Source organism: Comamonas sp. 17RB (assembly GCF_030056555.1).
GTDB classification, from domain to species: Bacteria; Pseudomonadota; Gammaproteobacteria; order Burkholderiales; family Burkholderiaceae_C; genus Comamonas; species Comamonas terrigena.
The window spans coordinates 271,345-293,150 of record NZ_JASHHY010000007.1; the positions used below are offsets into that span (position 1 = coordinate 271,345).

Consider the following 21,806-nt stretch of genomic DNA (forward strand, 5'->3'; position numbering starts at 1 on the left):
GCCGCTACAGCCATGAACAACGGCAAGGCAGCCGGGTCCTGCTCGGGCACCGGAGCGCTGCCTGCCTACCTACCTAATTTCCCACGTGTGACCACTTCTTCTTTGTCCCTCGCCTCCGCCGTGGTGCAGTGGCAGGCCAGCCATGGCCGCAACCACCTTCCCTGGCAGCAGACCCGCGACCCCTACCGCGTGTGGCTGTCCGAAATTATGCTGCAGCAGACCCAGGTCACCACGGTGCTGGGCTACTACGAGCGGTTTTTGCAGCAGTTTCCCGATGTGGCCAGTCTGGCGGCGGCGCACGAGGATGCGGTGCTGGCGCTGTGGAGCGGCCTGGGCTATTACAGTCGGGCGCGCAATCTGCACAAATGCGCCCAGGCCGTGGTGCGCGACTTTGGCGGCCAGTTTCCGCGCACTGCGGTGCAACTGGCCACGCTGCCGGGCATAGGCCGGTCGACGGCCGCTGCCATCTCCGGTTTTTGCTTTGGGGAGCGGGCCGCCATTCTGGATGCCAACGTCAAGCGGGTGCTGACCCGGGTGCTGGCGTTTGGCGACGATCTGTCGGTGGCCCGAAACGAGAAAACCCTGTGGGCCCTGGCCGAAGACCTGCTGCCCACCGACGACCTGCAGGTGCAGATGCCGCGCTATACCCAGGGCCTGATGGACCTGGGGGCCACCGTCTGCCTGCCGCGCAGCCCCAACTGCCTGATCTGCCCTGTGCAGACGCTGTGCAAGGCCGCCGCCCAGGGCAATCCGCAGGACTATCCGGTCAAGACGCGCAAGACCAAACGCAGCACGCAGGCCTGGTGGTTGCTGGTGTTGCGGGACGCCGCAGGCCACACCTGGCTGCAGCGCCGCCCGTCCAGTGGTATCTGGGCCGGCCTGTATGCCCAGCCGGCCTGGGAAGCTGCCGTGGATGGGGTGGATGCGGCCATTGCCGGGCTGGAAGCCGTGCAGTCCCGCCAGGATCTGCCGGCCGTGCTGCATGTGCTGACCCACCGCGATCTGTTTTTGCACCCGGTGGTGGTGCAGCTGGCGGGGGACCGCCCTGCGGTGGCCGGTGACTGGGCTGCGGGCGGTGCGTGGTTCAGCCCGGAGGCATGGCCCGGCCTGGGGCTGCCGGCGCCGGTGCGGCGCTTGCTGGAAAGCCTGGAATAAGCTGGAGGCGCAGCGGGAGGGCAGTGGCGTGCAGGCCGCTGCACGCGACCTGCTGCGGCCCATCTCAATGGCGGCGCTGGTCCATTTCGCGGTGGCGGCGCAGGGTGGTCCACTGGCCCAGGTAGTGGTTGGCCAGCTGTTCCACCAGATAGACCGAGCGGTGCTGGCCGCCGGTGCAGCCAATGGCCACCGTCACATAGCTGCGGTGGTTCTGGTTCAGCATGTCCAGCCAGTGGTCCAGAAACTGGATGATGTGGGACTGCATGCGCTGCACGTCGGGTGACTGGCGCAGGTAGTCCATCACCGGCTGGTCCATGCCGGTCAGAGGGCGCAGTTCCTGTTCGTAATAGGGGTTGGGCAGCATGCGGACGTCAAACACATAGTCGGCATCCACCGGCAGGCCGTGCTTGAAGCCAAAGGACTGGAACACCAGCGTCATCTGCCCAGGCGGCACCGAGATCAGGCTCTTCACATAGCTTTGCAGCTGGGCGGAGCGCAGATTGCTGGTGTCGATCACGTGCGCGCTCTCGCGCAGCGGACCCAGCAGTTCGCGTTCGTCCTCGATGGTCTGCACCAGGGCCAGGCGTGCGCCGTCGGTGTCCTGGCGGGAAAGCGGGTGGCGGCGGCGGGTTTCGGAAAAGCGGCGCACCAGCGTGCCGGTGGAGGCGTCCAGAAAGATGGAGTGCACCACGGCGCCGCGCGCCTTGAGGGCGGTCAGCTGCTCGGGCAGCAGCGGCAGGCCCTTGGGGCTGCGCGCGTCCATGGCCACGGCCACCTTGTGTCCATAGCGGCCGGGCTCCAGCTGGGTCAGCGGGCCCAGCAGCTCGGGTGGGAGGTTGTCCACGCAGTAATAGCCCGCATCTTCCAGTGCGTGCAGGGCAACGGACTTTCCGGAGCCGGACATGCCGGTGATGAGTACAACTTCCAGGGCCATGGCGCGATACGTCTCCTTACAGCCCACCACTATAGGCGATCAGCCCACATGGGCCTGGGCCAGCATTTCTCGGGCGTGTGCCAGCGTGGTGTCGGACAGGCGCTCGCCACCCAGCATGCGGGCCACTTCCTGAACCCGGGCCTGCTGCTGCACGGGGGTGACCGAACTGGTGGTGGCGCTCTTGTCGCGCCGCTTGCTGACCACATAGTGCTGGTCGGCACAGGCGGCCACCTGGGGCAGGTGGGTGACGGCCAGCACCTGGCGGTCGCGGCCCAGGGCGCGCATCAGCTTGCCCACGGTCTCGGCCACGGCGCCGCCCACGCCGGAGTCCACCTCGTCAAAAATCAGGGTACCGGCCTGGCCCAGCTGGCTGGTGGTGACGGCAATCGCCAGCGATAGGCGGGACAGCTCGCCTCCCGAAGCCACTTTGCCAATCGGGCGCGGCGTGGCACCGGGGTGGCCGGCCACCAGAAACTGCACGCCATCCAGGCCGCTGGGCGTGGGTTCGTCCAGCTTGTCCAGCTGCACGGCAAATTTGCCGCCCTGCATGCCCAGTCCCTGCATGGCCTGGGTGATGGCACGCGAGAGCTTGGGCGCCGCCTTGGCGCGCTGCAGCGACAGGGCGCGTGCGGCGGCCTGGTAGGCCTCGTGGGCCTGCTGCTCCAGCTGGCGCAAGCGGCCCACATCGACCACGGCATCCAGCTGGCGCAGTTCGTCACGCCAGGATTGCAGCAGGCCGGGCAGCTCTTCGGGCGTGCGCTTGTAGCGGCGCGCCAGCTGCATCCACTGTGTCAAACGGCTGTCCAGTTCGGCAAGGCGTTCGGGATCCAGCTCGGTGCGGCGCAGATAGCTGTGCAGGCTGTGGCGGGCATCGTGGACCTGGGCCAGGCTGGAGGCCAGCACATCGGCAATCGCCTGGAATTCGGGTTCCAGGTGTTCCTGGTGCTGGAGCGTGCTGTGGGCGCGGGTCAGCGGGCTGGTGATGCCGGTTTCATCGTCTTCCAGCAGGTGCAGTGCGCCCAAGGCGGTTTCCAGCAGGCTCTGGGCGTGGGACAGCCGGGTGTGCTGGGTGTTCAGCTCTTCCCATTCGTCGGCGCCGGGGCTGAGCTTGTCCAGCTCGCCAATCTGCCACTGCAGTCGTTCGCGTTCGCGCTGCAGGGTGTCCTGGGCGGCCAGGGCATGTTCCAGGTTCTTGTGCGCGGCACGCCAGGCGCTCCAGTGGGTGCGCAGCGATTGGGTGTCCACGCCGGCATAGGCGTCCAGCAGCTCGCGCACCGCTTCGGGCCGGGTCAGGCTTTGCCAGGCATGCTGGCCGTGGATGTCCAGCAGTGCATCGCCCAGGTGGCGCAGCTGGGTGGCTGTGGCCGGTGCGCCATTGATCCAGGCGCGGCTGCGGCCCTGGGCATCGATCACGCGGCGCAGCAGCAGGCTGTCTTCCTGGGTAAAGCCGCCTTCGTCCAGCCACCGGGACAGGTGGGGTGGGCAGTCGAATTCGGCGGTGATATCGGCCTGGGGCGTGCCTTCGCGCACCACGCCGACATCCGCACGGCTGCCCAGCACCAGTTGCAGGGCGTCGATCAGAATGGATTTGCCGGCGCCGGTTTCACCCGTCAGCACCGTGAAGCCGGCGTGCAGGTCCAGGTCCAGCGCCTGCACAATGACAAAGTCGCGCAGCGCAATGCGTTTGAGGGCCATGGCTCAGTTGCCCCCTTCGTTCCAGCCCAGTTTCTTGCGCAGCGTGGCGTAGTAGTTCCAGCCCAGGGGGTGCAGGAAACGGATGCCATGGGGCGCACGGCGTACATAGATGCGGTCGCCATGGCGCAGCGAGGCCAGCGACTGCATGTCGAAATTGGCGCTGATGTCGCGCCCGCCCACCACTTCGATCATGACTTCGCCCTGGTCGGGCAGGACGATGGGGCGGTTGGACAGGGTATGGGGGGCAATGGGGGCCATCACCCAGGCGCCCACGGACGGGTGCAGCAGCGGACCGCCCACCGACAGCGCATAGGCGGTCGAACCGGTGGGGGTGGCCACGATCAAGCCGTCGGCACGCTGGTTGGAGACGAAGCGGCCATCCACCTCCACCCGCAACTCCACCATGCCCGAGGTGCTGCCCCGGTTGACCACCACATCGTTCATGGCCAGGGCCTCGAACACGCATTCATCGCCCCGCATCACGCGGGCTTCGATCAGCGGGCGAGTGTCTTCTTCGTAGCAGCCTTCCAGCATGGCTTGCAGCGTGGGCTGGAAGTTGTCGTCCAGCGGAATGTCGGTGACAAAGCCCAGGCGGCCCTGGTTGATGCCGATCAGCGGCGTGCCATAGCGTGACAGGTGGCGGCTGACCCCCAGCATGGTGCCGTCGCCGCCCATGACCAGGGCCAGATCGCAGGCCTGCCCCAGGGCGTCCACATCCAGACTGCGGTACTGTGCGGGCAGACCCATGTGCAAGGCGGTCTCCGCTTCCACAATCACTTCACAGCCCTGGGTGGTCAGGAAAGCTGCAATATCTTCCAGGGCCTGGCGCGGGCTGTCCTGGGGAAGGCCCGTGGGGGAAGCGACACGGTACTTTCCGATCAGGGCTACATGGCGAAACTTGGACGTCATAAGGGAAATTACATCATTAAAATCGTTCCATGCTCGATGATCGTTCCAAGTTGTTGTTGAAAGCGCTGGTCGAGCGCTACATTGCCGACGGCCAGCCTGTGGGGTCGCGCACGCTGTCGCGTGCCTCTGGCCTGGAGTTGTCCCCCGCCACCATCCGCAATGTGATGGCGGATCTGGAGGAGCTGGGCCTGATCGTCAGCCCCCACACCTCCGCAGGCCGCGTGCCCACCGCCAAGGGCTACCGGCTGTTTGTGGACACCATGCTGACCGTGAGCCGCGACATGTTGCCTGCGCAGGAACTGGTGCCGGAACAACCGCAGAAGGTGATTGCGAACGCCGCCAACATGCTGTCCAGCCTGTCGCAGTTTGTCGGCGTGGTGATGGCGCCGCGGCGCAGCTCGGTGTTCAAGCACATCGAGTTCGTGAAGCTGTCCGAGCGCCGGGTGCTGGTCATCATTGTGTCGCCGGAAGGCGATGTGCAGAACCGCGTCATCTTTACCGACCATGATTTCTCCGGCTCGCAGCTGCTGGAAGCATCCAATTTCCTGAACGCGCACTACGCCGGTCTGGCCATCGAGCAGGTGCGCGAGCGCATGCAGTCCGAAGTGGAGCGCCTGCGCACCGAGGTGGCCAATCTGATGCAGGCGGCCGTCAATGTCAGCGCCGAGGCCATGAACCCCCAGCCCCAGGAGCAGGTGATCATCTCGGGCGAGCGCAACCTGCTGTCGGTGAGCGATTTCTCCAGCGACATGGGCAATCTGCGCAAGGCATTCGATCTGTTCGAGCAAAAGACCCAGATCCTGCGGCTGCTGGATTTCTCCAGCCAGGCCGAAGGTGTGCGCATCTTCATTGGTGGAGAAAGCCAGGTCGTGCCTTTTGAGGAGCTGTCCGTGGTGAGCGCCCCTTACGAGGTGGATGGCCAAGTCGTGGGCACGCTGGGCGTGATCGGCCCCACGCGCATGCACTACGACCGGATGATCCAGATCGTGGACATCACCTCCAAGCTGGTCACCAATGCGCTGAGCAGCCGGCGCTAAGCCGTTACAATGCGTGCGCCCTGCCATGCGCCGGGCTGGCAAGGGGCGTTAGCTCAGTTGGTTAGAGCAGAGGACTCATAATCCTTTGGTCGCGGGTTCAAGTCCCTCACGCCCTACCAATGAATACAACGGGTTACGAGCAATCGTAGCCCGTTTTTCTTTGGTGCCGTCAACCGTGTGCCAACGCAAAACACGGGCTGGGTTGGCAACCCTCATGCGAAGGATTTGCGGCCTGACGGGCTCTGGCATGGTGGCTGTCAGAGTGGCTTGCTGCAGATGGTGTTGGAAAAAGAGGCGGTTGCTGCCCTGCGCACAGCTGGTCTAGAAAAAATAAAAGCCGTGACCGATATGCCGCCGTATGTAGCGCAGGCCGTTGCGTCGCTTGTCTCCAAGCAGATAACCGTCGGTGCAGTACCGTGCGTCAAAGACTTGCAGTATCTCGGAGGTGTCCTTGCGGGCGGTCAGTCTGCCCTGCTCAAAGCTCAGCATCAGGGAGTGATGAAAATCCCATGCCCTGCGATGGCCACCCCACCATGGCCCGTTGAAGATTCTGTCTGCTGCGATGAGCACATGGCCGGTATAGGACAGCGGCAGCTTCAGCCCGTCATACCGGCCCTGGAAGTCGGGGAACCTTGAGTTATCGTATTTTTCTGTTGCGCTGATGCCGTTCAGCAATGGCATGGGCAGCAGCCGCAAATCGTGCGAGCGGATGGAGCCGTCAGGATTGAACGAATGGGTGAAGTCGCCGTGGTTGATCCAGAGTGTCTGCAGAAATAGTTGGCCGTCGGATACCGAAAATTGGCATTCGAACCCCCTGTGGCATCCGGTGCTGGTTCTGACTGGCGAGAACCCATGGGCAGCGGGATCAAAAAGTGTTCCCTGCGACAGGTCCGTGACTTCAAATTTACGGCGCTCGAATTTCAGCGTGTCGTTGGATTGGGCGGTCATTGGCGATGGTCCACATGCGGTGCTGCAACAGCTGACTGTAGCGTCTGGTTCGCACCAACACACCACCGGTGGTGTCGATGATTCAGGTTCTCAAAGCCACCCCTAATTTCTGCAACCTGCGACTGAATGCGGGACAAATTTCTTATGCCGTGGCTGCAGGGGGCGCTGCGCCTGCATCTTCGGGCGCAGATGCGGTGTTTTCAGCGGGAGTGCCTTCGTCCATGGCTTGCCAGTCTTCGCCCCACAGCTCGCTGGGGTGGGGTGTGCGGTCGGAGCCATTGCCGCAGCGCAGATCGGTGGCGGGGCAGTAGAGGTCACAGCCCCAGCACAGGCGTTCGGGGTGGGGTGGGTTGCTGGGGAATTTCTTGGCCATGTTGTCGCTCGCGGCATGGGGGAGAATGCCCAGCCAGTATGCGCCGCAGTGGCTGTTGGCTGCCAGGGCAAGCGGCAGAAGATTGACCGCGGCTTGCCCTGTGTCAAGCAATGCCTGTCTGCGGGCAAGCGGATGCTCGCACGGTGCCTGCCGTACGGGGCAGTGCAAAGCCGTGGGCGACCTGGAGCAGATCCCGGTCTGCGTGGCAGGCATCTGTGCGCATGCTGGGAATCGCTGGTGGCGATATGCTGGTGAAAAACGCACAGCAAGGGGCGGGTCGGCGGCAGTGTCGGCATGCACAGCCTTTTTGCAGGGGGGGCTATCCTGGCAAGGGGCAGGCCATCGGTGGCGGATAGCCGGTCACGAAAACAAAAAAAGCCCACTTGCAGTGGGCTTTTTTTGTGGTGCGGATGCACCAATTGGTTGCGAGGGCTGGATTTGAACCAACGACCTTTGGGTTATGAGCCCAACGAGCTACCAGACTGCTCCACCTCGCGATAACTGGTTTTCTCTGATTCTGTGGTGCCCGGGGCCGGAATCGAACCGGCACGCCTTGCGGCGGCGGATTTTGAGTCCGCTGCGTCTACCAATTCCACCACCCGGGCAGCAATCAGGGAAGCGTGGATTATGGCACATTTATGCACATGCAAACGTATCCTTCGATTGAAAGCGTCATCGGCAACACGCCTCTGGTGGCACTGCAGCGCATCAACGCTGCCGCAAACGCGGAAAAAGGCAATGTGGTTCTGGGCAAGCTGGAGGGCAACAACCCTGCGGGGTCGGTGAAAGACCGCCCGGCACTGTCCATGATCCAGCGTGCCCAAGAGCGCGGCGAGATCAAGCCCGGCGACACGCTGATTGAGGCCACATCCGGCAACACCGGCATCGCGTTGGCGATGGCGGCTGCCATCAAGGGCTACCGCATGGTGCTGATCATGCCGGAGGACCTGTCCATCGAGCGCGCCCAGACCATGAAGGCCTATGGTGCCGAGCTGATCCTCACGCCCAAGAGCGGCGGCATGGAGTACGCCCGCGACCTGGCCGACCAGATGGTGGCCCAGGGCAAGGGTGTGGTGCTGGACCAGTTTGCCAATGCCGACAATCCCCGCGCCCACTACGAAACCACGGGCCCGGAACTGTGGGCGCAGACCGGCGGCAAGATTACCCACTTCGTCAGCGCCATGGGCACCACCGGCACCATCACCGGCGTGGCAAAGTACCTGAAGGAGCAGAACCCGGATGTGAAGATCATCGGTGCCCAGCCCTCCGAAGGTTCGCGCATTCCCGGCATCCGCAAGTGGCCCGAGGAATACCTGCCCAAGATCTATGACGCCAGTCTGGTCGACGAGCTGGTCTATGTGAGCCAGGATGATGCCGAGGACATGGCCCGCCGCATGGCGCGCGAGGAAGGCATCTTCGCCGGCATTTCTGCCGCCGGTGCGTTGTGGGTGGCCCAGGAAATCGCCAAGCGCGAAACCAATGCCACCATCGTCTTCATCGTCTGCGACCGCGGCGACCGCTACCTGTCCACCGGCGTGTTCCCTGCGTAACAGCAGGCCTCCTGCCTGGCGGCTACACTGGCCGGGTTGATGCTCAAGATCGCAGTCTGCGCATGCTGCAAGCGTGCAGGCTGCTATCAAAAACTCAAACTCGCACCGGAACTTCCATGGCATTCGAAACCCGTTTTTGCTCGAACTGCGCCACGCCGCTGGAATGGATCACCCAGGCGGAAGACAGCGGCGATGTCAGCCGTCTGCGTTGCCCGGCCTGTGGCTTCACGCACTGGGGTAACCCCACGCCCGTGCTGGCGGCGGTGGTGGAAAACGACCGCGGCCAGGCCTTGCTGGCGCGCAATGCACTGTGGCAGGAAGGCGTGTTCGGCCTGATCACCGGTTTCATGGAAGCCGGCGAATCGCCGGAAACCGGCATCTGCCGCGAGGTGCTGGAAGAAACCGGTCTGCAGGTCAAAGCCCTGCGCCTGCTGGGCAGCTGGGAATTTTTGCGCATGAACCAGGTGCTGATCGCCTACCACGTGCGCGTGGCGGGCAATCCCGACGATGTGCGCCTGTCCCCCGAGCTGCTGGAATACCGCTGGGTGACCCCCGAAGCCGCGCGCTGCTGGCCGGCGGGCACGGGCTATGCCCTGGCCCACTGGATCCGCGATAAGGGCGTGGAGCCGCAATTCGGGGCCTTCCGCCCCGGCCAAAGCCCGGAACCGGATCCCGCCAAGTGGCCGCTGCGCCCCTGGGGCGAAGATGCGCGGTTTCAGCTACCGCCCACCCTGGCGTAACGCCCCCTGAGCCGCGATGCGGCTTCCTCTGTTCCCGTCTTCCCCCGTGGGCTGCCCCAGAGGGGCCGTGTGCACGATGGATGGCCCTTGTGCGTCGTGTGCGTCGCCCACAGGCGTCGTGGTGCACTCACGCTTCGGAAGACAGTGGTATGGAGCGTCACCCGTGGGGGCAGGTCGGTACCGCTGTCCGTCACAAGGCTGCTGCAGGCTTTCTACAATGGCCCTCCAGAGCAGCCCCCAAGGCTGCACTTTTGCGAGAACCCCATGCAGATTGACCAAGAAATCGACACCCGCGGCATGAACTGCCCTTTGCCCATCCTCAAGGCCAAAAAAGCCCTGTCGGGCATGGAGAGTGGCCAGTTGCTGAAAGTGGTGGCCACCGACACCGGTTCGCTGCGCGACTTCCAGGCGTTTGCCAAGCAGACGGGCAACGAACTGGTGCACCAGGAAACCGTGGGCGACGAATTCATCCACGTGCTGCGCCGCCGCTGATGCGTTAAAGGCGGGCTTCTGATCACAAAAGGCCTGCAACAGCAGGCCTTTTGTTCATTGTGCCCAGGCAGGGCGTGCTGTCAGATGTCCAGGGTCTGGAGGTAGGCGCGGAACGAGGCGCCCACTTCCGGGTGCTGCAGTGCCAGTTCCACCGTGGCTTGCAGAAAGCCTTCCTTGCTGCCGCAGTCATAGCGCTTGCCGCTGTACTGGTAGGCATAGACGGTTTCATGCTGCATCAGGCGCTCGATGGCATCGGTGAGCTGGATTTCTCCGCCCACGCCCTTGGGCTGGCTGCGGATCTCGTCAAAGATGCGTGGTGTTAGCACATAGCGGCCGGCCACGCCCATACGTGAAGGGGCCACTTCCGGTGCCGGTTTTTCCACGATTTCATCCACGCGCAGCAGCGGGCCGCCAGCGGGCTCGCCTTTGACAATGCCGTAGCGTTTGGTGTGTTCCAGCGGCACTTCCTGTACGGCCAGCAGCGAGCGGCCTTGCTTCAGGAAAGCGGCGGTCATCTGTGCCATCACGCCGGGGCCGCCGGGCAATCCGGTCATCAGGTCATCGGCCAGGATGACGGCGAAGGGTTCGTTACCCACCAGGGGCTCGGCGCACAGCACCGCATGGCCCAGGCCCAGCGACCGCGGCTGGCGAACGAACAGACAGTTCATGTCGGCCGGGCTGACGGCGCGCACCAGATCTAGCATGGCCTGTTTGCCGGCACGTTCCAGCTCGTTCTCCAGTTCGTAGGCGGTGTCGAAATGGTCTTCGATGGCGCGCTTGCTGCGGCCGGTGACAAAGATCATGTCGCGGATACCGGCTTCATAGGCTTCCTCGACGGCGTACTGGATCAGCGGCTTGTCCACCACGGGCAGCATTTCCTTGGGAGATGCCTTGGTGGCAGGCAAGAAACGGGTGCCCAGGCCGGCGACAGGGAACACGGCTTTGCGCACGCGGTTCGGGTTGGTCATGACAAAACCTCAACAAATCCTCTACAAAAGGGAAAAAGGCGCTGTGACCGAAGCCGCAGCGCCTTCTGAGCTCAGCTTACCAGCGATCAGCCCAGGCGGGCCAGTTGTTCCTGGATGCGGGTCAGCGTGGCGCCAAAGTCGGCAACGCGCTTTTTCTCCTGCTCCAGCACCGCAGCGGGTGCCTTGGCGCAGAAGGCTTCGTTGCCCAGCTTGCCGTTGGCCTTGGCGATTTCGCCTTCCAGGCGCTTGGCTTCCTTGGACAGGCGGGCCTTTTCGGCTTCCACGTCCACCTCCACGAACAGCGCCAGGCGGGCATCACCGACCACGGACACGGGGGCGTTCTGCGCCTCGGAGGCCCAGGCGGCTTCGTCGTCGAACACCTTGACTTCGCTGAGCTTGGCCAGGTTCTTCAACACGTCGGCATTGGCGCGCAGGAAGGCGGCGCCGTCGGCCGAGCCGGCCACCGTCAGCAGCGGCAGGCGCTGGGCGGGCGACACGCCCATCTCGCCGCGCAGGGCACGGCAGGCGTCCACCATCTGCTTGATGCGCGCCACGTAGGCGATGGCGGCTTCGTCGATCTTCTCGGGCTGTGCTTCGGGGTAGGCGGCGATGGCGATCGAGGCACCGGCACGGCCGGCCACGGGGGCCACCTTCTGCCACAGGGCTTCGGTGACGAACGGGATGATGGGGTGGGCCAGACGCAGAATGGTTTCCAGCGTGCGGATCAGCGTGCGGCGTGTGGCGCGCTGCTGGGCTTCGTTGCCGGTCTGGATCTGCACCTTGGCGATTTCCAGGTACCAGTCGCAGAACTCGTTCCAGACAAAGTCGTAGAGGGTGTTGGCGACGTTGTCCAGACGGAACTCTGCAAAGCCCTTGGCCACTTCGGCCTCGACCTTTTGCAGCTGCGAGACGATCCAGCGGTCGGGCTGGCTGAACTGCAGATAGCCGCCGGCACAGTCGGCCGCGGTGTGGTCCTGCAGACCGCAGTCATAGCCTTCGCAGTTCATCAGCACAAAGCGGGAGGCGTTCCACAGCTTGTTGCAGAAGTTGCGGTAGCCCTCGCAGCGCTTGCTGTCGAAGTTGATCGAGCGGCCCAGCGAGGCCAGTGCGGCAAAGGTGAAGCGCAGCGCATCGGCACCGTAGGCGGGAATGCCTTCGGGGAATTCCTTCTGCGTGTTCTTGCGCACCTGGGGGGCGGTTTCGGGCTTGCGCAGGCCGGTGGTGCGCTTGTCCAGCAGCGGCTCCAGCGAGATGCCGTCGATCAGGTCGACCGGGTCCAGCACATTGCCTTCGGACTTGGACATCTTCTTGCCCTGTGCATCGCGCACCAGGCCGTGGATGTAGACATGCTTGAACGGCACGCGACCGGTGAAGTGCGTGGTCATCATGATCATCCGGGCCACCCAGAAGAAGATGATGTCGTAGCCCGTCACCAGCACCGACGAGGGCAGGTAGAGGTTGTAGTCATCGTCGGCGGCATCGGTCTGGCCGGGCCAGCCCATGGTGGAGAACGGCACCATGGCGGACGAGTACCAGGTGTCCAGCACGTCCGGGTCGCGCGTGAGGGTCTTGCCGGGGGCCTGGGCCTGGGCTTCGGCTTCGTTCTTGGCGACGTAGAGATTGCCTTCCTCGTCATACCAGGCCGGAATCTGGTGGCCCCACCACAGCTGGCGCGAGATGCACCAGTCCTGGATGTTGTTCATCCACTGGTTGTAGGTGTTGACCCAGTTCTCGGGCACAAACTGCACTTCGCCAGAGGCCACGGCATCGATGGCCTTTTGGGCGATGGACTTGCCGGTCGGGTCCTGGTCGCTGACCTTGCTCATGGCAATGAACCACTGGTCGGTCAGCATGGGTTCGATCACCTGGCCGGTACGGTCGCAGATCGGCACCATCAGCTTGTGCTTCTTGATCTCGACCATCAGACCCAGTTCCTCCAGGTCGGCGACGATGGCCTTGCGGGCCACGAAACGGTCCATGCCACGGTATTTCTCGGGCGCTTCGTCGTTGATCTTGGCGGTCAGCGTCAGCACGCAGATCATCGGCAGCTTGTGGCGCAGGCCCACCTGGTAGTCGTTCTGGTCGTGCGCAGGCGTCACCTTCACCACGCCGGTGCCGAACTCGCGGTCCACGTATTCGTCGGCAATGATGGGGATCTGGCGGCCCACCAGTGGCAGGGTCACGGTCTGGCCGATCAGGTGCTTGTAGCGCTCGTCTTCGGGGTGGACCATCACGGCCACGTCGCCCAGCATGGTTTCGGGGCGGGTGGTAGCGACCACCAGATTGCCTTCACCGCTGGTCAGCGGGTAGGCAATGTGCCAGAGCGAACCGTCCTTTTCCTGGTTTTCCACTTCCAGATCGGACACGGCCGACTGCAGCACCGGGTCCCAGTTCACCAGGCGCTTGCCGCGGTAGATCAGGCCTTGCTGGTACAGCTTCACAAAGGTCTCGGTCACCACCTTGGACAGCTTGTCGTCCATGGTGAAGTACTCGCGGCTCCAGTCCACGGTGTCGCCCATGCGGCGCATCTGTGTGGTGATGGTGTTGCCGGACTTTTCCTTCCACTCCCAGACCTTCTTGGTGAACTCGTCACGGCCCAGGTCATAGCGGCTCACGCCCTGGGTCTGCAGCTGGCGTTCCACCACGATCTGGGTGGCAATGCCGGCGTGGTCGGTGCCGGGGATCCAGGCCGTGTTGTAGCCCTTCATGCGGTGGTAGCGCGTCAGCGAGTCCATGATGGTCTGGTTGAACGCGTGGCCCATGTGCAGCGTGCCGGTCACATTGGGGGGCGGCAGCTGGATGGCGAAATTGTTGCCCGCAGCGGTGGCTTCGGCGCCGGGCTGGCCCGTGCCGCGGTAACCGGCGTTGCCGTAGCCGCGCTTCTCCCACTCGGGGCCCCACTGGGCTTCGATGGCGGATGGCTCAAAAGACTTGGAGAGGCTGTCGAGGCCTGGCTGGGCAATGGTGTCGCTCATGGCTGCGTGAAGGAAATCTGGAAATGCAAACGGCATCCACAGGGGATGCCGTCTGCAGGGAAAAAGACGGATTGCAATGATTTTAGCCAGCACCCCCGGCTGCGCGCAGGTCGGGGTCTATGGTGCAGTGCCAGACCGGTGCCGCATGCCAGCGGCATGCGCATGGTGTGCTGTGAAATCAGGAGCACACCATGCCGTTGTCCGCGTGCCCCTGGCCGTGCGCGTGCGGCAGGCTCAATCAGCGTTGGCCGCCGTATTCCGGTCGGTCGTTGTGCTGGGGCTTGAGGGGCGTGCTGCTGGCGCCGGCCGCGCGTTCCGCACGCCACTGCTGCTTGCGTGCGGTCCATTCGGCCAGGCGGGCATGGGCGGTGGTGCTTTCGCGCGCCATCTGCACGGCATCGGCCAGCTGGGCCGACAGCTCCAGCCGGATGCCGTTGGGGTCGAAGAAATAAATGCTTTTGAAGATGTGGTGGTCGGTCACGCCCAGCACCTCCACACCATGCGCCTGCAGGCGGGCCTTGGTGTTTTCCAGCTCCTGCACGCTGTCCACGCGGAAGGCGATGTGGTTGATCCACAGCGGGGTGTTGGGGGAGGGCAGGGCTTTTTCGTCGTCGCCGATGTCAAAGAAGGCGATGAAGCTGCCGTCGCGCAGGCGGAAGAAGAAGTGGGTGTAGGGGCAGTACTCGCCCGTGGAGGGCACATGGTCGCTCTGGATGATGTGGTAGAGCGGCAGGCCCAGGATGTCTTCGTAGAAGTGGCGCGTTTCCTCTGCATCGCGCGCCTTGTAGGCGTAGTGGTGCAGCTGCTGGATGGCGGCAGGCGGTGGCAGCGTGGCCAGGTCCGGGCGGGCGCCGGCAGGGAGGCTGACCGGGGAAATGGCCTGGGGACTGGCAGAGGCGGTGGGCATGTGCAGCTCCTTTTACGTATATGCAATGCATTGCACTAAACGGAATTTTAGGAACTGGCGGCGCTGTTGGGCAAAGAAAAACCCGCATGCCGGGAGGGCAGGCGGGTGGCAGGCACGGCCGCGTGGGCGGCCATGCAAGGCGGTCGGTGCAGGGTTTACTGCTTGACGGCTTCCAGTTGCAGCACCAGGCGCACGTTCTTGGCAAAGCCCCAGTCCACGCCGTAGTTCACGCCCCACTGGGTGCGGTCGATGGTGGCTTCAAAGTCGCCGCCGCAGACTTCACGCTTGAGCATGGGGCTTTCGTAGCAGGTGAACTTGTTGGCCTTGATGGTGATGGGGTGGGTCTGGCCGTTCAGCGTCAGCTGGCCGGTCACTTCCTTGAGCTTGTCGCCGTCGAACACGAACTTGTCGGACACGAACTTGGACACCGGGTACTGGTCGGTGTTGAAGATGTCCTTGCTCTTCAGGTGCTTGTCGAAGGCTGCGGTGCCCGAGTTCACGCTGGTCATGTCCAGCGTCACTTCCACCTTGCCGGTCTTGGCGGCCTTGTCGAATTCCACGGCGCCTTGCTTCTTGTCGAAACGGGCGCGGTTGGTGGAGGCGCCGAAGTGGTCGATTTCGAAGGTGGCGAAGGTGTGGGTGGGGTCGATGGCGTACTGGGCCGGTGCAGCGTGGGCGGCGGTGGCGAACAGGCTGGCGGCGGCCAGAGCAAACAGGGTGGAACGCATGAAGGAATCTCCTGTGTGAAAAATGAATGAGAGAGGGAAAACGGAACCGTGAATCAATGGCTGCCTGTGTGCATGCCGCCATGCCCTGAACGCGTCTTGGAAATCAAGACCGCGTTCCTATGCAGCAGAGCGGGTGTGCACACCGGTGGCTGTCCAGAACGTCAGAGCTTGCCCACGCCGGTCAGTGCCAGCTTGAACTGCACGGTGACTTCGTCGGCCACCATGGAGGTGTCGGCCCAGTCGCCATCGCCGATCTTGAACGACAGGCGCTTGAGCGGCAGGGTGCCGGCAGCGATGGTGGTGGCGCCCGATTGGGTCAGCACCACGGGCACGGACACCTTCTGGGCGTTGCCCTTGATGGTCAGCGTGCCGTCCACCTGGTACTTGCCGCCGCCCAGCGCCTTGACGGCGGTGGAGTCGAACGTGGCCTTGGGGAACTTGGCGATGTTGAACCAGTCCGCGCCCAGCAGGTTGCTGTCGGTCTCCTTGGAGCCCATGGTGGCGCTGCCGGTTTCCACGGTGAAGTGGATCTTGCTGGTTTCGGGCTTGGCGGTGTCAAAGCTCACCTGCGCGTCGAACTTCTTGAACTGGCCTTGCAGGGGCACGCCCATCTGCTTGGCGGTGAAGTTGATGCTGCTTTGCGCCGGCACCAGGGCCTGGGCGGCCATGGCGGCGGTACCCAGCAGGGTTGCACTGGCAAGGATGGCGGCGCGGAAAGTGGTGCTGAAAGTCATGGTGAACTCCTGACGCTCGAAAAAAACAGGGGACGAATTAGGCGGTTTTGCCGGGCAGCATGCGGCGCAGCAGGCCGTCGCGGTCAATGAACTGGTGCTTGAGTGCCGCTGCAATGTGCAGGGCAATCAGGGCGGCCAGCGTGTAGGCGCTGATCATGTGCCAGGGCTTGAGGGCTTCGGCCAGTGCCGGATCGGCCGGCACGAAATTGGGCAGCTGCCACAGACCGAACCACACGATGGGGAAGCCGGCGGCCGAGCTGTAGGCCCAGCCCAGCAGCGGCACCGCAAAGAACAGCAGGTACAGCAGGTGGTGCACGCCATGGTGGGCGAGGTGCTGCCAGCGCGGCATGGCCGCCGCCATGGCGGCAGGCAGTGCGGGCGGGCGGTGGGTGATGCGCCAGACCAGGCGCAGCAGGCTGAGCACCAAAATGGTGACGCCAGCCCATTTGTGCCAGTTGTAGTACTTCAGGCGCGCCGGGGAGAACGGCAGCCCGGTCATGTACCAGCCAAAAGCCAGCAGGCCGATCAGGCCAACGGCCAGCAGCCAGTGCAGTGCGATGGCGGGCAGGCTGTAGCGGGTGGAAGCGGTGGGGGTGGGCATGGTTATGCGTTTTTTTTAAAGCACCTGGCAAGCGGCCATGAAGCGCGACAAGAGATGGAGTGTAGGAAGCAAAGGTGACAGAAAAGTTCAGGCAAATTGACGTGACAGTTCAAAAAGCTTGAATGCCGGAGTGGCCCGTGGTGGGGCCTCCGGCTCAGGTAAGCTCACCAGCCCTATGGCCCAGACCCTTGCTTCCCCCGCGCACAGTGAATTGATCATCAAGAAAAGCCGTTTCATCGGCTGCGTGCAGCCCATGCGCGACCGCGCCAGCGCCCAGGCCACCGTGGATGCCCTGTGGAAGCAGCACCCGGCAGCGGCCCACATCTGCTGGGCCTTGGTGGCCGGCGGCCAATCTGCGGCGGTGGACGACGGCGAGCCCAGCGGCACGGCCGGCCGGCCGATGCTGGATGTGCTGCGCCACCAGGAGCTGGAAGGCGTGCTGGCCACCGTGGTGCGCTACTTCGGTGGGGTCAAGCTGGGGGCTGGCGGCCTGGTACGGGCCTATACCGACAGCGTGGCGCAGGCGCTGATCGGCGCGGAAAAGATCACGCTGCAGCGCATGGCGCTGCAGCAGTGCGAGGTGCCCTATGCCATGGAAGGCTGGCTGCGCCGTGAAATCGCCCATGCCGGGGCCGAACTGCTTCAGGTGCAGCACGGTAGCATGGTGGCCGCGCAGTGGACCTTGCCGGAAAGTGCCGCCACCGCCCTGGTGGAGCGCCTCAACGACCTGGGGCAGGGGCGCCTGGGCTGGCTGGAGCACTGGCCGGACTGACGCCGCTGGCAAAGGACGCTCCTTCGCGCCAGGCTGGCGCCGGCGGCGTTCCCCGTCCGCTGTCCTCGGTGATGGGCGGGGGGGGGTTACTTGCCGTGCAGCGCCGCCTGCTTCCAGGCGTGGGCGGCTTCGTCGGGCGCTTCGTGGCGCTCGGCCAGAATGGCCAGAGCCGTCCAGGCGCTGTGCAGCAGTGCCTGGTCCTTGAGCTGCTGGGTGGACTGGCCCAGCAACTGCTGGGCCTTGCCCCACAGCTGGCGCTGCAGGCAGGCCATGCCGGCCAGGTACTGCAGGCGCGGGTTGTGCGGGGCATGCCGCAACGCCGCTTCGATGCGGCCCAGCCAGGCGGCGTCCAGATCGTCCAGGCTTTCCTGCAGCGCCAGGACCAGGCGGGTGCTGTGCTCGCTGTGCAGGCCCTGGGGTTGCTGCAGCTGGGCCTCCCAGACCGGCAGCAGCCATTCGCGTGCGGTGGCGCTGTCACCTCCCAGGGCCACCAGGCGGCGGGCGGCGGGAATGGCCAGCTCGGGCGCACTGCGTTCGCGCGCTTCCGCTTGCGACCAGGCGCTCAGCAGCTGCCCTGCGTCGTGGGCGCTGTGGATCTGCTCCAGCAGCAGGCTGCGCAGCAGGCTGGCCGACGCTTCGGGCGAGAACGCCTTGTGCTTGGCCAGCAGGCGCGCGGTTTCCAGTGCCGGCTGGGTCTGCCGGGCCAGGCGCGTGGCCTTGAGCTTGATGCGCAGCGCAATCGTGCGGCGTGCCGCGCCATGGGGCAGTTCGCTCAGGCGTTCCAGCGCGCCACTGGCGTCGCGGTCGTCCAGCGCCCAGCGGGCCGAGCGCATTTGCGCGCCTTCGCGCAGCTCCTGCTGCTGGGTGGTGCCGTTCAGCGGCGCCAGATCCAGCGCGGCGTCCAGGTGTTCATCCCGGGTGGCACGGTCCTGCAGGGCATGGGAGCTGTCGGCCGCCGCCATGTGGGCGATGGTGCGCAGCTGCAGCCGGTAGGCCACCGTGGCCTTGTCCTTGTCCAGCCCGTCTTCCAGCGTGAGCGACTGCAGGGCCGCCTTGCGGGCCCGCAGGAAACGGCCGGCATGCAGATGGGTCAAGGACTCCAGCAGGGCCTGGTGCATATTGCGTTCGCGCTGTTGCAGGCGCCAGCGCTTGGCCTGCAGCGGCAAGGTGACCAGGGCGGAAAAGCCGCGCAGGGCGCCATACAGAATAAAGAATGCCGCCAGCAACAGCAGCACCACCATGTTCAGGGACAGGTCCAGCCGGTAGGGCGGCCAGAACAGCATGACCGAGCCCTGGTTGTTGCCCGCAAACAGGGCGCCAGCCACGGCCAGGCAGAACAGACCGACAAACCACAATGCAGCGCGCATGCTGGGCCTCCCCGGTCAGCGGCTGGAAGCGGCTGTGGCCAGCGCGCTCAGCGTGTCGTTGATGGAAGGCTGCTCGGTCTGGCGCAAATGCGTCTGGATCTGCAGCATCAGGGCCTGGGCGCTTTGCGTGCGGCGGGACTGGCTGTCGAAGTACTTGGCCAGGGCGGTGTTGGCACTTCCCAGGTCGGAGCGTGCCGAGTCGTATTGGCGCGCCAGCAGGCCCAGGCGGGCATTGAGTAGCTTGAGCTTGAGGTTCTCGCGCAGGAAGAAAGCCTGTTCGGGCGCCAGCAGCACGGCGTCCGGGTGGTCGATGCGGCGGATGCGCACCAGATCGCGGGCTTCATCGGCCGAAGCGCTCCAGACGCGCTCGCCCCAATGCTTCCACCAGGCCCATTGGGTGGGGGTGACCGCCGCATCCAGCGCGGGCGGCAGCGGCACACCGGTGCTGGCGCTGCCCTTGGCCAGGTTGGGGGCCTGGGTCACGCTGTTGAGCATGGGGATCTCGTCCACCATGCGCACCAGCTCATCCAGCCGCGCCAGCAGGCCGGCGGTGTCGGTGACCGAGGCGCGGGACAGGCGTTCCAGATCCTGTTCGATGGCGCGCTGTACCGGGGCCAGGCGCGGCTGGGCCGTGCGTTCCACACGCTGGGCCGAGCCTTTGAGGGTAGCCACCAGCGGTTCCAGGCTACCGGAGAGCTGGGCCTGCTGCACGGCCATGCGCAGGGCGGATTCGAGGTCGATCAGCAAGGTCTCGTCGCGCGAGCGGGAGACGCTGTGCATCAGCTCTTCGAGCTGGGTGCGTTGCAGGGTGGCGTCCTGCATGCGGGCTTCCACCACGGCCAGGCGGCCGGTGGCGTCGCGCACCAGATCCTGGGATTCACGGGCAAGCGCACGGGCTTCGGTGGCCTGGGTGCCGGACTCGGCCGTCTGGCGCGCCAGTTGCTCCTGCATGCCATCCACCTTCTGCCACAGCAGCACGCTGCTGCCCAAGCCGGCCGCGGCCAGCACCATAGCCACCCAGGCCAGGGGCGAGGGACCGGTACCGGTGCGCACGGGGGCGCCTGGTGCCGTCGGGGGCTGCTCGGAAGATGGGGGGAAAGGAGGGTGCTGTGCGCCGTCGGTGCTCATGACCAGGATTCTATCGACGCAGACACACTTTCCACATCAGGCTTACATTCCAAAACATCGCCAAAGCCTGCGCTGCGCGCCGTGGCAGCGATGCGGGGGTGGGTGACCAGCGCGCGCTGGCGACTCCAGTCCTGTGCGGGGCACAGCTGCAGCAGGTGGGCAATGGCTTCCGAGCTGCTGAACAGCCACAGGTCGCGGGCGGCGCAATGGGCCGCAAGGCGTTCCTGCAGCGCAGGGGTGGTTGCAGGGCATTGGCGGCTGTAGACCCCCACCAGCTCGACCTGTGCGCCCAGGCTGCGCAGCTGGCTGGACAGCCATTCGCGGCCGGAGCCCTGGCTGTCGGTGGCGCTGTGGAGGCTGGCGCCGCGCACGATCAGCACGCGGTCGCCGGGGCGGATCTGCGGTGCCACGACGGCCCACAGGGATTCGGAATCGAACTGCGGCGCATCGGCGGGCGGGCTGTCGATGGCGGAGGCCGCAAGGCCCGATTGCTCCAGCACCTTGGCGGTGCCGGGGCCGGGTGCCCACAGGCGCAAGCCCTGGGCATGGACGGCCTGGGAAAGGAGGTCCGACATCCCGGGGGCGGCCAGCAGGCCGCGCACCGCATTCGGGCTGACAAACATCACGGCCCGGTAGCCCGCCAGTTCCTGGCCCACGCGCTGCAGCGCGGCCAGCGTGGCGGGATCGGCAGCGGGGGCAATGTCCAACAGCGGCAGCACGGCGGTATCCAGGCCCCGGGCCTGCAGCAGTTGCTGCCAATGCAGCGCCTCAGGCAGGGGACGGGTCAGGATGACGGCGGGCCGCGCGGCCATCACTGGGCCTTGGCGGCGCAGCGGGCGCCCTGGGCCAGCAGCTGTTCGGCCACGGCATTGCCCAGGGCTTCGGCCTGGTCCAGCGTGGTGACGTGGGCCTGCTGGCGCACCTGGATCAGGGCCTGCACGCCTTCGATATCGCCCCAGGCGGCATCCAGCGTCAGCGTGCCATCGTCGGCCAGCAGCGCATGGGCGGCCAGCGGCACGGAGCAACTGCCGCCCAGGCGGCGGCTGACGGCACGCTCGGCCGCCACGCGCAGCCAGGTGGGCATGTGCACCAGCGGCTGCAGTGCCGCAATCAGGTCCGTGCGGTCGCTGCGCACCTCGATGCCCAGTGCGCCCTGGCCGGCAGCGGGCAGCATGCTGCCCGGTTCGAATTCACAACGGATGCGCTCGGCCATGTTCAGGCGCTTGAGGCCGGCGGCCGCCAGCACGATGGCGTCGTACTGGCCTTCGTCCAGCTTGCGCAGACGGGTGTCGAGGTTGCCGCGCAGCGGCTCGATCTTCAGGTCCGGGCGCAGGGCCTGCAGCAGCACCTGGCGGCGCAGGCTGGAGGTGCCGACGACGGCGCCCTGGGGCAGCGCATCCAGGCTGGCGTAGCGGGGCGAGACAAAGGCGTCGCGCGGGTCTTCCCGTTCCATCACGCAGGCCAGTACAAAGCCTTCGGGCAGTTCCATGGGAACATCCTTGAGAGAGTGCACGGCAATGTGGGCACGGCCTTCTTCCAGGGCCACTTCCAGTTCCTTGACAAACAGGCCCTTGCCGCCGACCTTGGACAGCGAACGGTCCAGAATCTGGTCGCCCTTGGTGGTCATGCCCAGCAGCTCCACCTGGTGGCCACGCGCGCGCAGCAAGGCCTGCACATGTTCGGCCTGCCACAGGGCCAGGCGGCTTTCACGGGTGGCGATCACAAGAGAGGAAGAAGTGTGGGTAGCAGTCATGGGTTGTCAGCCTTCGGGGCAACTGGGAATGCTAGCATGC

The 21,806-nt window shown here is 65.2% G+C and carries 21 protein-coding genes and 3 tRNA genes; 7 read left to right on the forward strand and 17 right to left on the reverse strand.

The features are described 5' to 3' along the window. The first annotated feature begins 87 nt into the window (after positions 1-87). Positions 88-1,155, forward strand: coding sequence for an A/G-specific adenine glycosylase (gene mutY / locus QM470_RS14365; RefSeq protein WP_283339732.1), 1,068 nt, complete (start codon positions 88-90; stop codon positions 1,153-1,155). Between the two features lie 64 nt (positions 1,156-1,219). Here the strand turns inward: mutY and rapZ are convergent, their stop codons facing one another. From rapZ to QM470_RS14380, 3 genes are read right to left on the reverse strand one after another with little or no spacing between them, the layout of a single operon-like run. Beyond that, complete coding sequence (gene rapZ / locus QM470_RS14370) at positions 1,220-2,089, reverse strand: RNase adapter RapZ (RefSeq protein ID WP_283339733.1); 870 nt, start codon at positions 2,087-2,089, stop codon at positions 1,220-1,222. A 39-nt stretch (positions 2,090-2,128) separates the two neighbouring features. Continuing rightward, on the reverse strand, positions 2,129-3,784 hold the full coding sequence (gene recN, locus QM470_RS14375) for a DNA repair protein RecN (protein WP_283339734.1): 1,656 nt from the start codon (positions 3,782-3,784) through the stop codon (positions 2,129-2,131). Positions 3,785-3,787: 3 nt separating this feature from the next. Then, the gene (locus tag QM470_RS14380; RefSeq protein WP_283339735.1) at positions 3,788-4,693 is read right to left on the reverse strand and encodes an NAD kinase; all 906 of its coding nucleotides are present in this window, start codon (positions 4,691-4,693) and stop codon (positions 3,788-3,790) included. A gap of 29 nt (positions 4,694-4,722) precedes the next feature. Here QM470_RS14380 and hrcA point away from each other — a divergent pair, with 29 nt between their 5' ends. Together hrcA and QM470_RS14390 are read left to right on the forward strand one after the other, a co-directional pair. Continuing rightward, the gene (gene hrcA, locus QM470_RS14385; protein ID WP_283339736.1) at positions 4,723-5,730 is read left to right on the forward strand and encodes a heat-inducible transcriptional repressor HrcA; all 1,008 of its coding nucleotides are present in this window, start codon (positions 4,723-4,725) and stop codon (positions 5,728-5,730) included. A gap of 42 nt (positions 5,731-5,772) precedes the next feature. Beyond that, positions 5,773-5,849: transfer RNA gene (locus QM470_RS14390), tRNA-Ile, on the forward strand. Between the two features lie 202 nt (positions 5,850-6,051). Here the strand turns inward: QM470_RS14390 and QM470_RS14395 are convergent. The 4 genes from QM470_RS14395 to QM470_RS14410 form a co-directional block, all read right to left on the reverse strand. After that, positions 6,052-6,678 carry a hypothetical protein gene (locus tag QM470_RS14395; protein ID WP_283339737.1) on the reverse strand — a complete coding sequence of 209 codons (627 nt, stop codon included), beginning with the start codon at positions 6,676-6,678 and terminating at the stop codon, positions 6,052-6,054. A 142-nt stretch (positions 6,679-6,820) separates the two neighbouring features. Beyond that, entirely contained in the window at positions 6,821-7,051 is a 231-nt protein-coding gene (locus QM470_RS14400) for a DUF3079 domain-containing protein (protein ID WP_283339738.1), read from the reverse strand. Positions 7,052-7,471: 420 nt separating this feature from the next. Next, positions 7,472-7,548 (reverse strand) — tRNA-Met (locus QM470_RS14405). A 23-nt stretch (positions 7,549-7,571) separates the two neighbouring features. Next, positions 7,572-7,656 (reverse strand) — tRNA-Leu (locus QM470_RS14410). A 39-nt stretch (positions 7,657-7,695) separates the two neighbouring features. On the opposite strand from QM470_RS14410, the gene cysM reads away from it, so the two are divergent. The 3 genes from cysM to QM470_RS14425 all read left to right on the forward strand — a co-directional run bounded on the left by cysM (position 7,696) and on the right by QM470_RS14425 (position 9,833). Then, positions 7,696-8,601: a cysteine synthase CysM gene (gene cysM / locus QM470_RS14415; protein WP_066540674.1), complete on the forward strand. Its 906-nt coding sequence runs from the start codon at positions 7,696-7,698 to the stop codon at positions 8,599-8,601. 116 nt (positions 8,602-8,717) lie between these two features. Next, on the forward strand, positions 8,718-9,341 hold the full coding sequence (locus tag QM470_RS14420; protein ID WP_280011704.1) for an NUDIX domain-containing protein: 624 nt from the start codon (positions 8,718-8,720) through the stop codon (positions 9,339-9,341). A 264-nt stretch (positions 9,342-9,605) separates the two neighbouring features. After that, positions 9,606-9,833 carry a sulfurtransferase TusA family protein gene (locus tag QM470_RS14425; protein ID WP_066540678.1) on the forward strand — a complete coding sequence of 76 codons (228 nt, stop codon included), beginning with the start codon at positions 9,606-9,608 and terminating at the stop codon, positions 9,831-9,833. An 80-nt stretch (positions 9,834-9,913) separates the two neighbouring features. Here the strand turns inward: QM470_RS14425 and galU are convergent, their stop codons facing one another. The 6 genes from galU to QM470_RS14455 form a co-directional block, all read right to left on the reverse strand. Beyond that, the gene (galU, locus tag QM470_RS14430) at positions 9,914-10,801 is read right to left on the reverse strand and encodes a UTP--glucose-1-phosphate uridylyltransferase GalU (protein ID WP_218332908.1); all 888 of its coding nucleotides are present in this window, start codon (positions 10,799-10,801) and stop codon (positions 9,914-9,916) included. An 86-nt stretch (positions 10,802-10,887) separates the two neighbouring features. Next, entirely contained in the window at positions 10,888-13,776 is a 2,889-nt protein-coding gene (locus tag QM470_RS14435) for a valine--tRNA ligase (protein WP_283339739.1), read from the reverse strand. Between the two features lie 238 nt (positions 13,777-14,014). Then, the gene (locus tag QM470_RS14440) at positions 14,015-14,683 is read right to left on the reverse strand and encodes a VOC family protein (protein WP_283339740.1); all 669 of its coding nucleotides are present in this window, start codon (positions 14,681-14,683) and stop codon (positions 14,015-14,017) included. 155 nt (positions 14,684-14,838) lie between these two features. Beyond that, entirely contained in the window at positions 14,839-15,411 is a 573-nt protein-coding gene (locus QM470_RS14445; RefSeq protein ID WP_066540688.1) for a YceI family protein, read from the reverse strand. A gap of 161 nt (positions 15,412-15,572) precedes the next feature. Next, positions 15,573-16,145: a YceI family protein gene (locus tag QM470_RS14450; RefSeq protein WP_280011709.1), complete on the reverse strand. Its 573-nt coding sequence runs from the start codon at positions 16,143-16,145 to the stop codon at positions 15,573-15,575. Positions 16,146-16,182: 37 nt separating this feature from the next. Further along, a complete protein-coding gene (locus QM470_RS14455; RefSeq protein WP_280011710.1) occupies positions 16,183-16,746 on the reverse strand; it encodes a cytochrome b in 564 nt (187 codons plus the stop codon). Positions 16,747-16,921: 175 nt separating this feature from the next. Between QM470_RS14455 and QM470_RS14460 the strand changes: the two genes are divergently transcribed. Then, entirely contained in the window at positions 16,922-17,518 is a 597-nt protein-coding gene (locus QM470_RS14460) for an IMPACT family protein (protein WP_283339743.1), read from the forward strand. Between the two features lie 86 nt (positions 17,519-17,604). Here the strand turns inward: QM470_RS14460 and QM470_RS14465 are convergent, their stop codons facing one another. The 4 genes from QM470_RS14465 to hemC are packed head-to-tail and all read right to left on the reverse strand — an operon-like array spanning position 17,605 to position 21,766. Continuing rightward, positions 17,605-18,885: a heme biosynthesis HemY N-terminal domain-containing protein gene (locus QM470_RS14465; RefSeq protein ID WP_283339744.1), complete on the reverse strand. Its 1,281-nt coding sequence runs from the start codon at positions 18,883-18,885 to the stop codon at positions 17,605-17,607. A gap of 15 nt (positions 18,886-18,900) precedes the next feature. Then, positions 18,901-20,013, reverse strand: coding sequence for a uroporphyrinogen-III C-methyltransferase (locus QM470_RS14470; protein ID WP_283339745.1), 1,113 nt, complete (start codon positions 20,011-20,013; stop codon positions 18,901-18,903). After that, positions 20,010-20,825: a uroporphyrinogen-III synthase gene (locus tag QM470_RS14475; protein WP_283339746.1), complete on the reverse strand. Its 816-nt coding sequence runs from the start codon at positions 20,823-20,825 to the stop codon at positions 20,010-20,012. The genes QM470_RS14470 and QM470_RS14475 overlap by 4 nt, the downstream gene beginning before the upstream one ends. Beyond that, positions 20,825-21,766, reverse strand: a complete 942-nt coding sequence (gene hemC / locus QM470_RS14480; RefSeq protein ID WP_283339747.1) for a hydroxymethylbilane synthase — start codon at positions 21,764-21,766, stop codon at positions 20,825-20,827. Before hemC ends, QM470_RS14475 begins: the two co-directional genes overlap by 1 nt. Positions 21,767-21,806 lie beyond the last annotated feature (40 nt).

Bases quoted from the DNA above. Each gene is read 5' to 3' on its own strand.
- rapZ (WP_283339733.1), bottom strand. From the start codon at position 2,089: ATGGCCCTGGAAGTTGTACTCATCACCGGCATGTCCGGCTCCGGAAAG.
- recN (WP_283339734.1), bottom strand. From the start codon at position 3,784: ATGGCCCTCAAACGCATTGCGCTGCGCGACTTTGTCATTGTGCAGGCG.
- QM470_RS14380 (WP_283339735.1), bottom strand. From the start codon at position 4,693: ATGACGTCCAAGTTTCGCCATGTAGCCCTGATCGGAAAGTACCGTGTC.
- hrcA (WP_283339736.1), top strand. From the start codon at position 4,723: ATGCTCGATGATCGTTCCAAGTTGTTGTTGAAAGCGCTGGTCGAGCGC.
- QM470_RS14395 (WP_283339737.1), bottom strand. From the start codon at position 6,678: ATGACCGCCCAATCCAACGACACGCTGAAATTCGAGCGCCGTAAATTT.
- QM470_RS14400 (WP_283339738.1), bottom strand. From the start codon at position 7,051: ATGGCCAAGAAATTCCCCAGCAACCCACCCCACCCCGAACGCCTGTGC.
- cysM (WP_066540674.1), top strand. From the start codon at position 7,696: ATGCAAACGTATCCTTCGATTGAAAGCGTCATCGGCAACACGCCTCTG.
- QM470_RS14420 (WP_280011704.1), top strand. From the start codon at position 8,718: ATGGCATTCGAAACCCGTTTTTGCTCGAACTGCGCCACGCCGCTGGAA.
- QM470_RS14425 (WP_066540678.1), top strand. From the start codon at position 9,606: ATGCAGATTGACCAAGAAATCGACACCCGCGGCATGAACTGCCCTTTG.
- galU (WP_218332908.1), bottom strand. From the start codon at position 10,801: ATGACCAACCCGAACCGCGTGCGCAAAGCCGTGTTCCCTGTCGCCGGC.
- QM470_RS14435 (WP_283339739.1), bottom strand. From the start codon at position 13,776: ATGAGCGACACCATTGCCCAGCCAGGCCTCGACAGCCTCTCCAAGTCT.
- QM470_RS14440 (WP_283339740.1), bottom strand. From the start codon at position 14,683: ATGCCCACCGCCTCTGCCAGTCCCCAGGCCATTTCCCCGGTCAGCCTC.
- QM470_RS14445 (WP_066540688.1), bottom strand. From the start codon at position 15,411: ATGCGTTCCACCCTGTTTGCTCTGGCCGCCGCCAGCCTGTTCGCCACC.
- QM470_RS14450 (WP_280011709.1), bottom strand. From the start codon at position 16,145: ATGACTTTCAGCACCACTTTCCGCGCCGCCATCCTTGCCAGTGCAACC.
- QM470_RS14455 (WP_280011710.1), bottom strand. From the start codon at position 16,746: ATGCCCACCCCCACCGCTTCCACCCGCTACAGCCTGCCCGCCATCGCA.
- QM470_RS14460 (WP_283339743.1), top strand. From the start codon at position 16,922: ATGGCCCAGACCCTTGCTTCCCCCGCGCACAGTGAATTGATCATCAAG.
- QM470_RS14465 (WP_283339744.1), bottom strand. From the start codon at position 18,885: ATGCGCGCTGCATTGTGGTTTGTCGGTCTGTTCTGCCTGGCCGTGGCT.
- QM470_RS14470 (WP_283339745.1), bottom strand. From the start codon at position 20,013: ATGAGCACCGACGGCGCACAGCACCCTCCTTTCCCCCCATCTTCCGAG.
- QM470_RS14475 (WP_283339746.1), bottom strand. From the start codon at position 20,825: ATGGCCGCGCGGCCCGCCGTCATCCTGACCCGTCCCCTGCCTGAGGCG.
- hemC (WP_283339747.1), bottom strand. From the start codon at position 21,766: ATGACTGCTACCCACACTTCTTCCTCTCTTGTGATCGCCACCCGTGAA.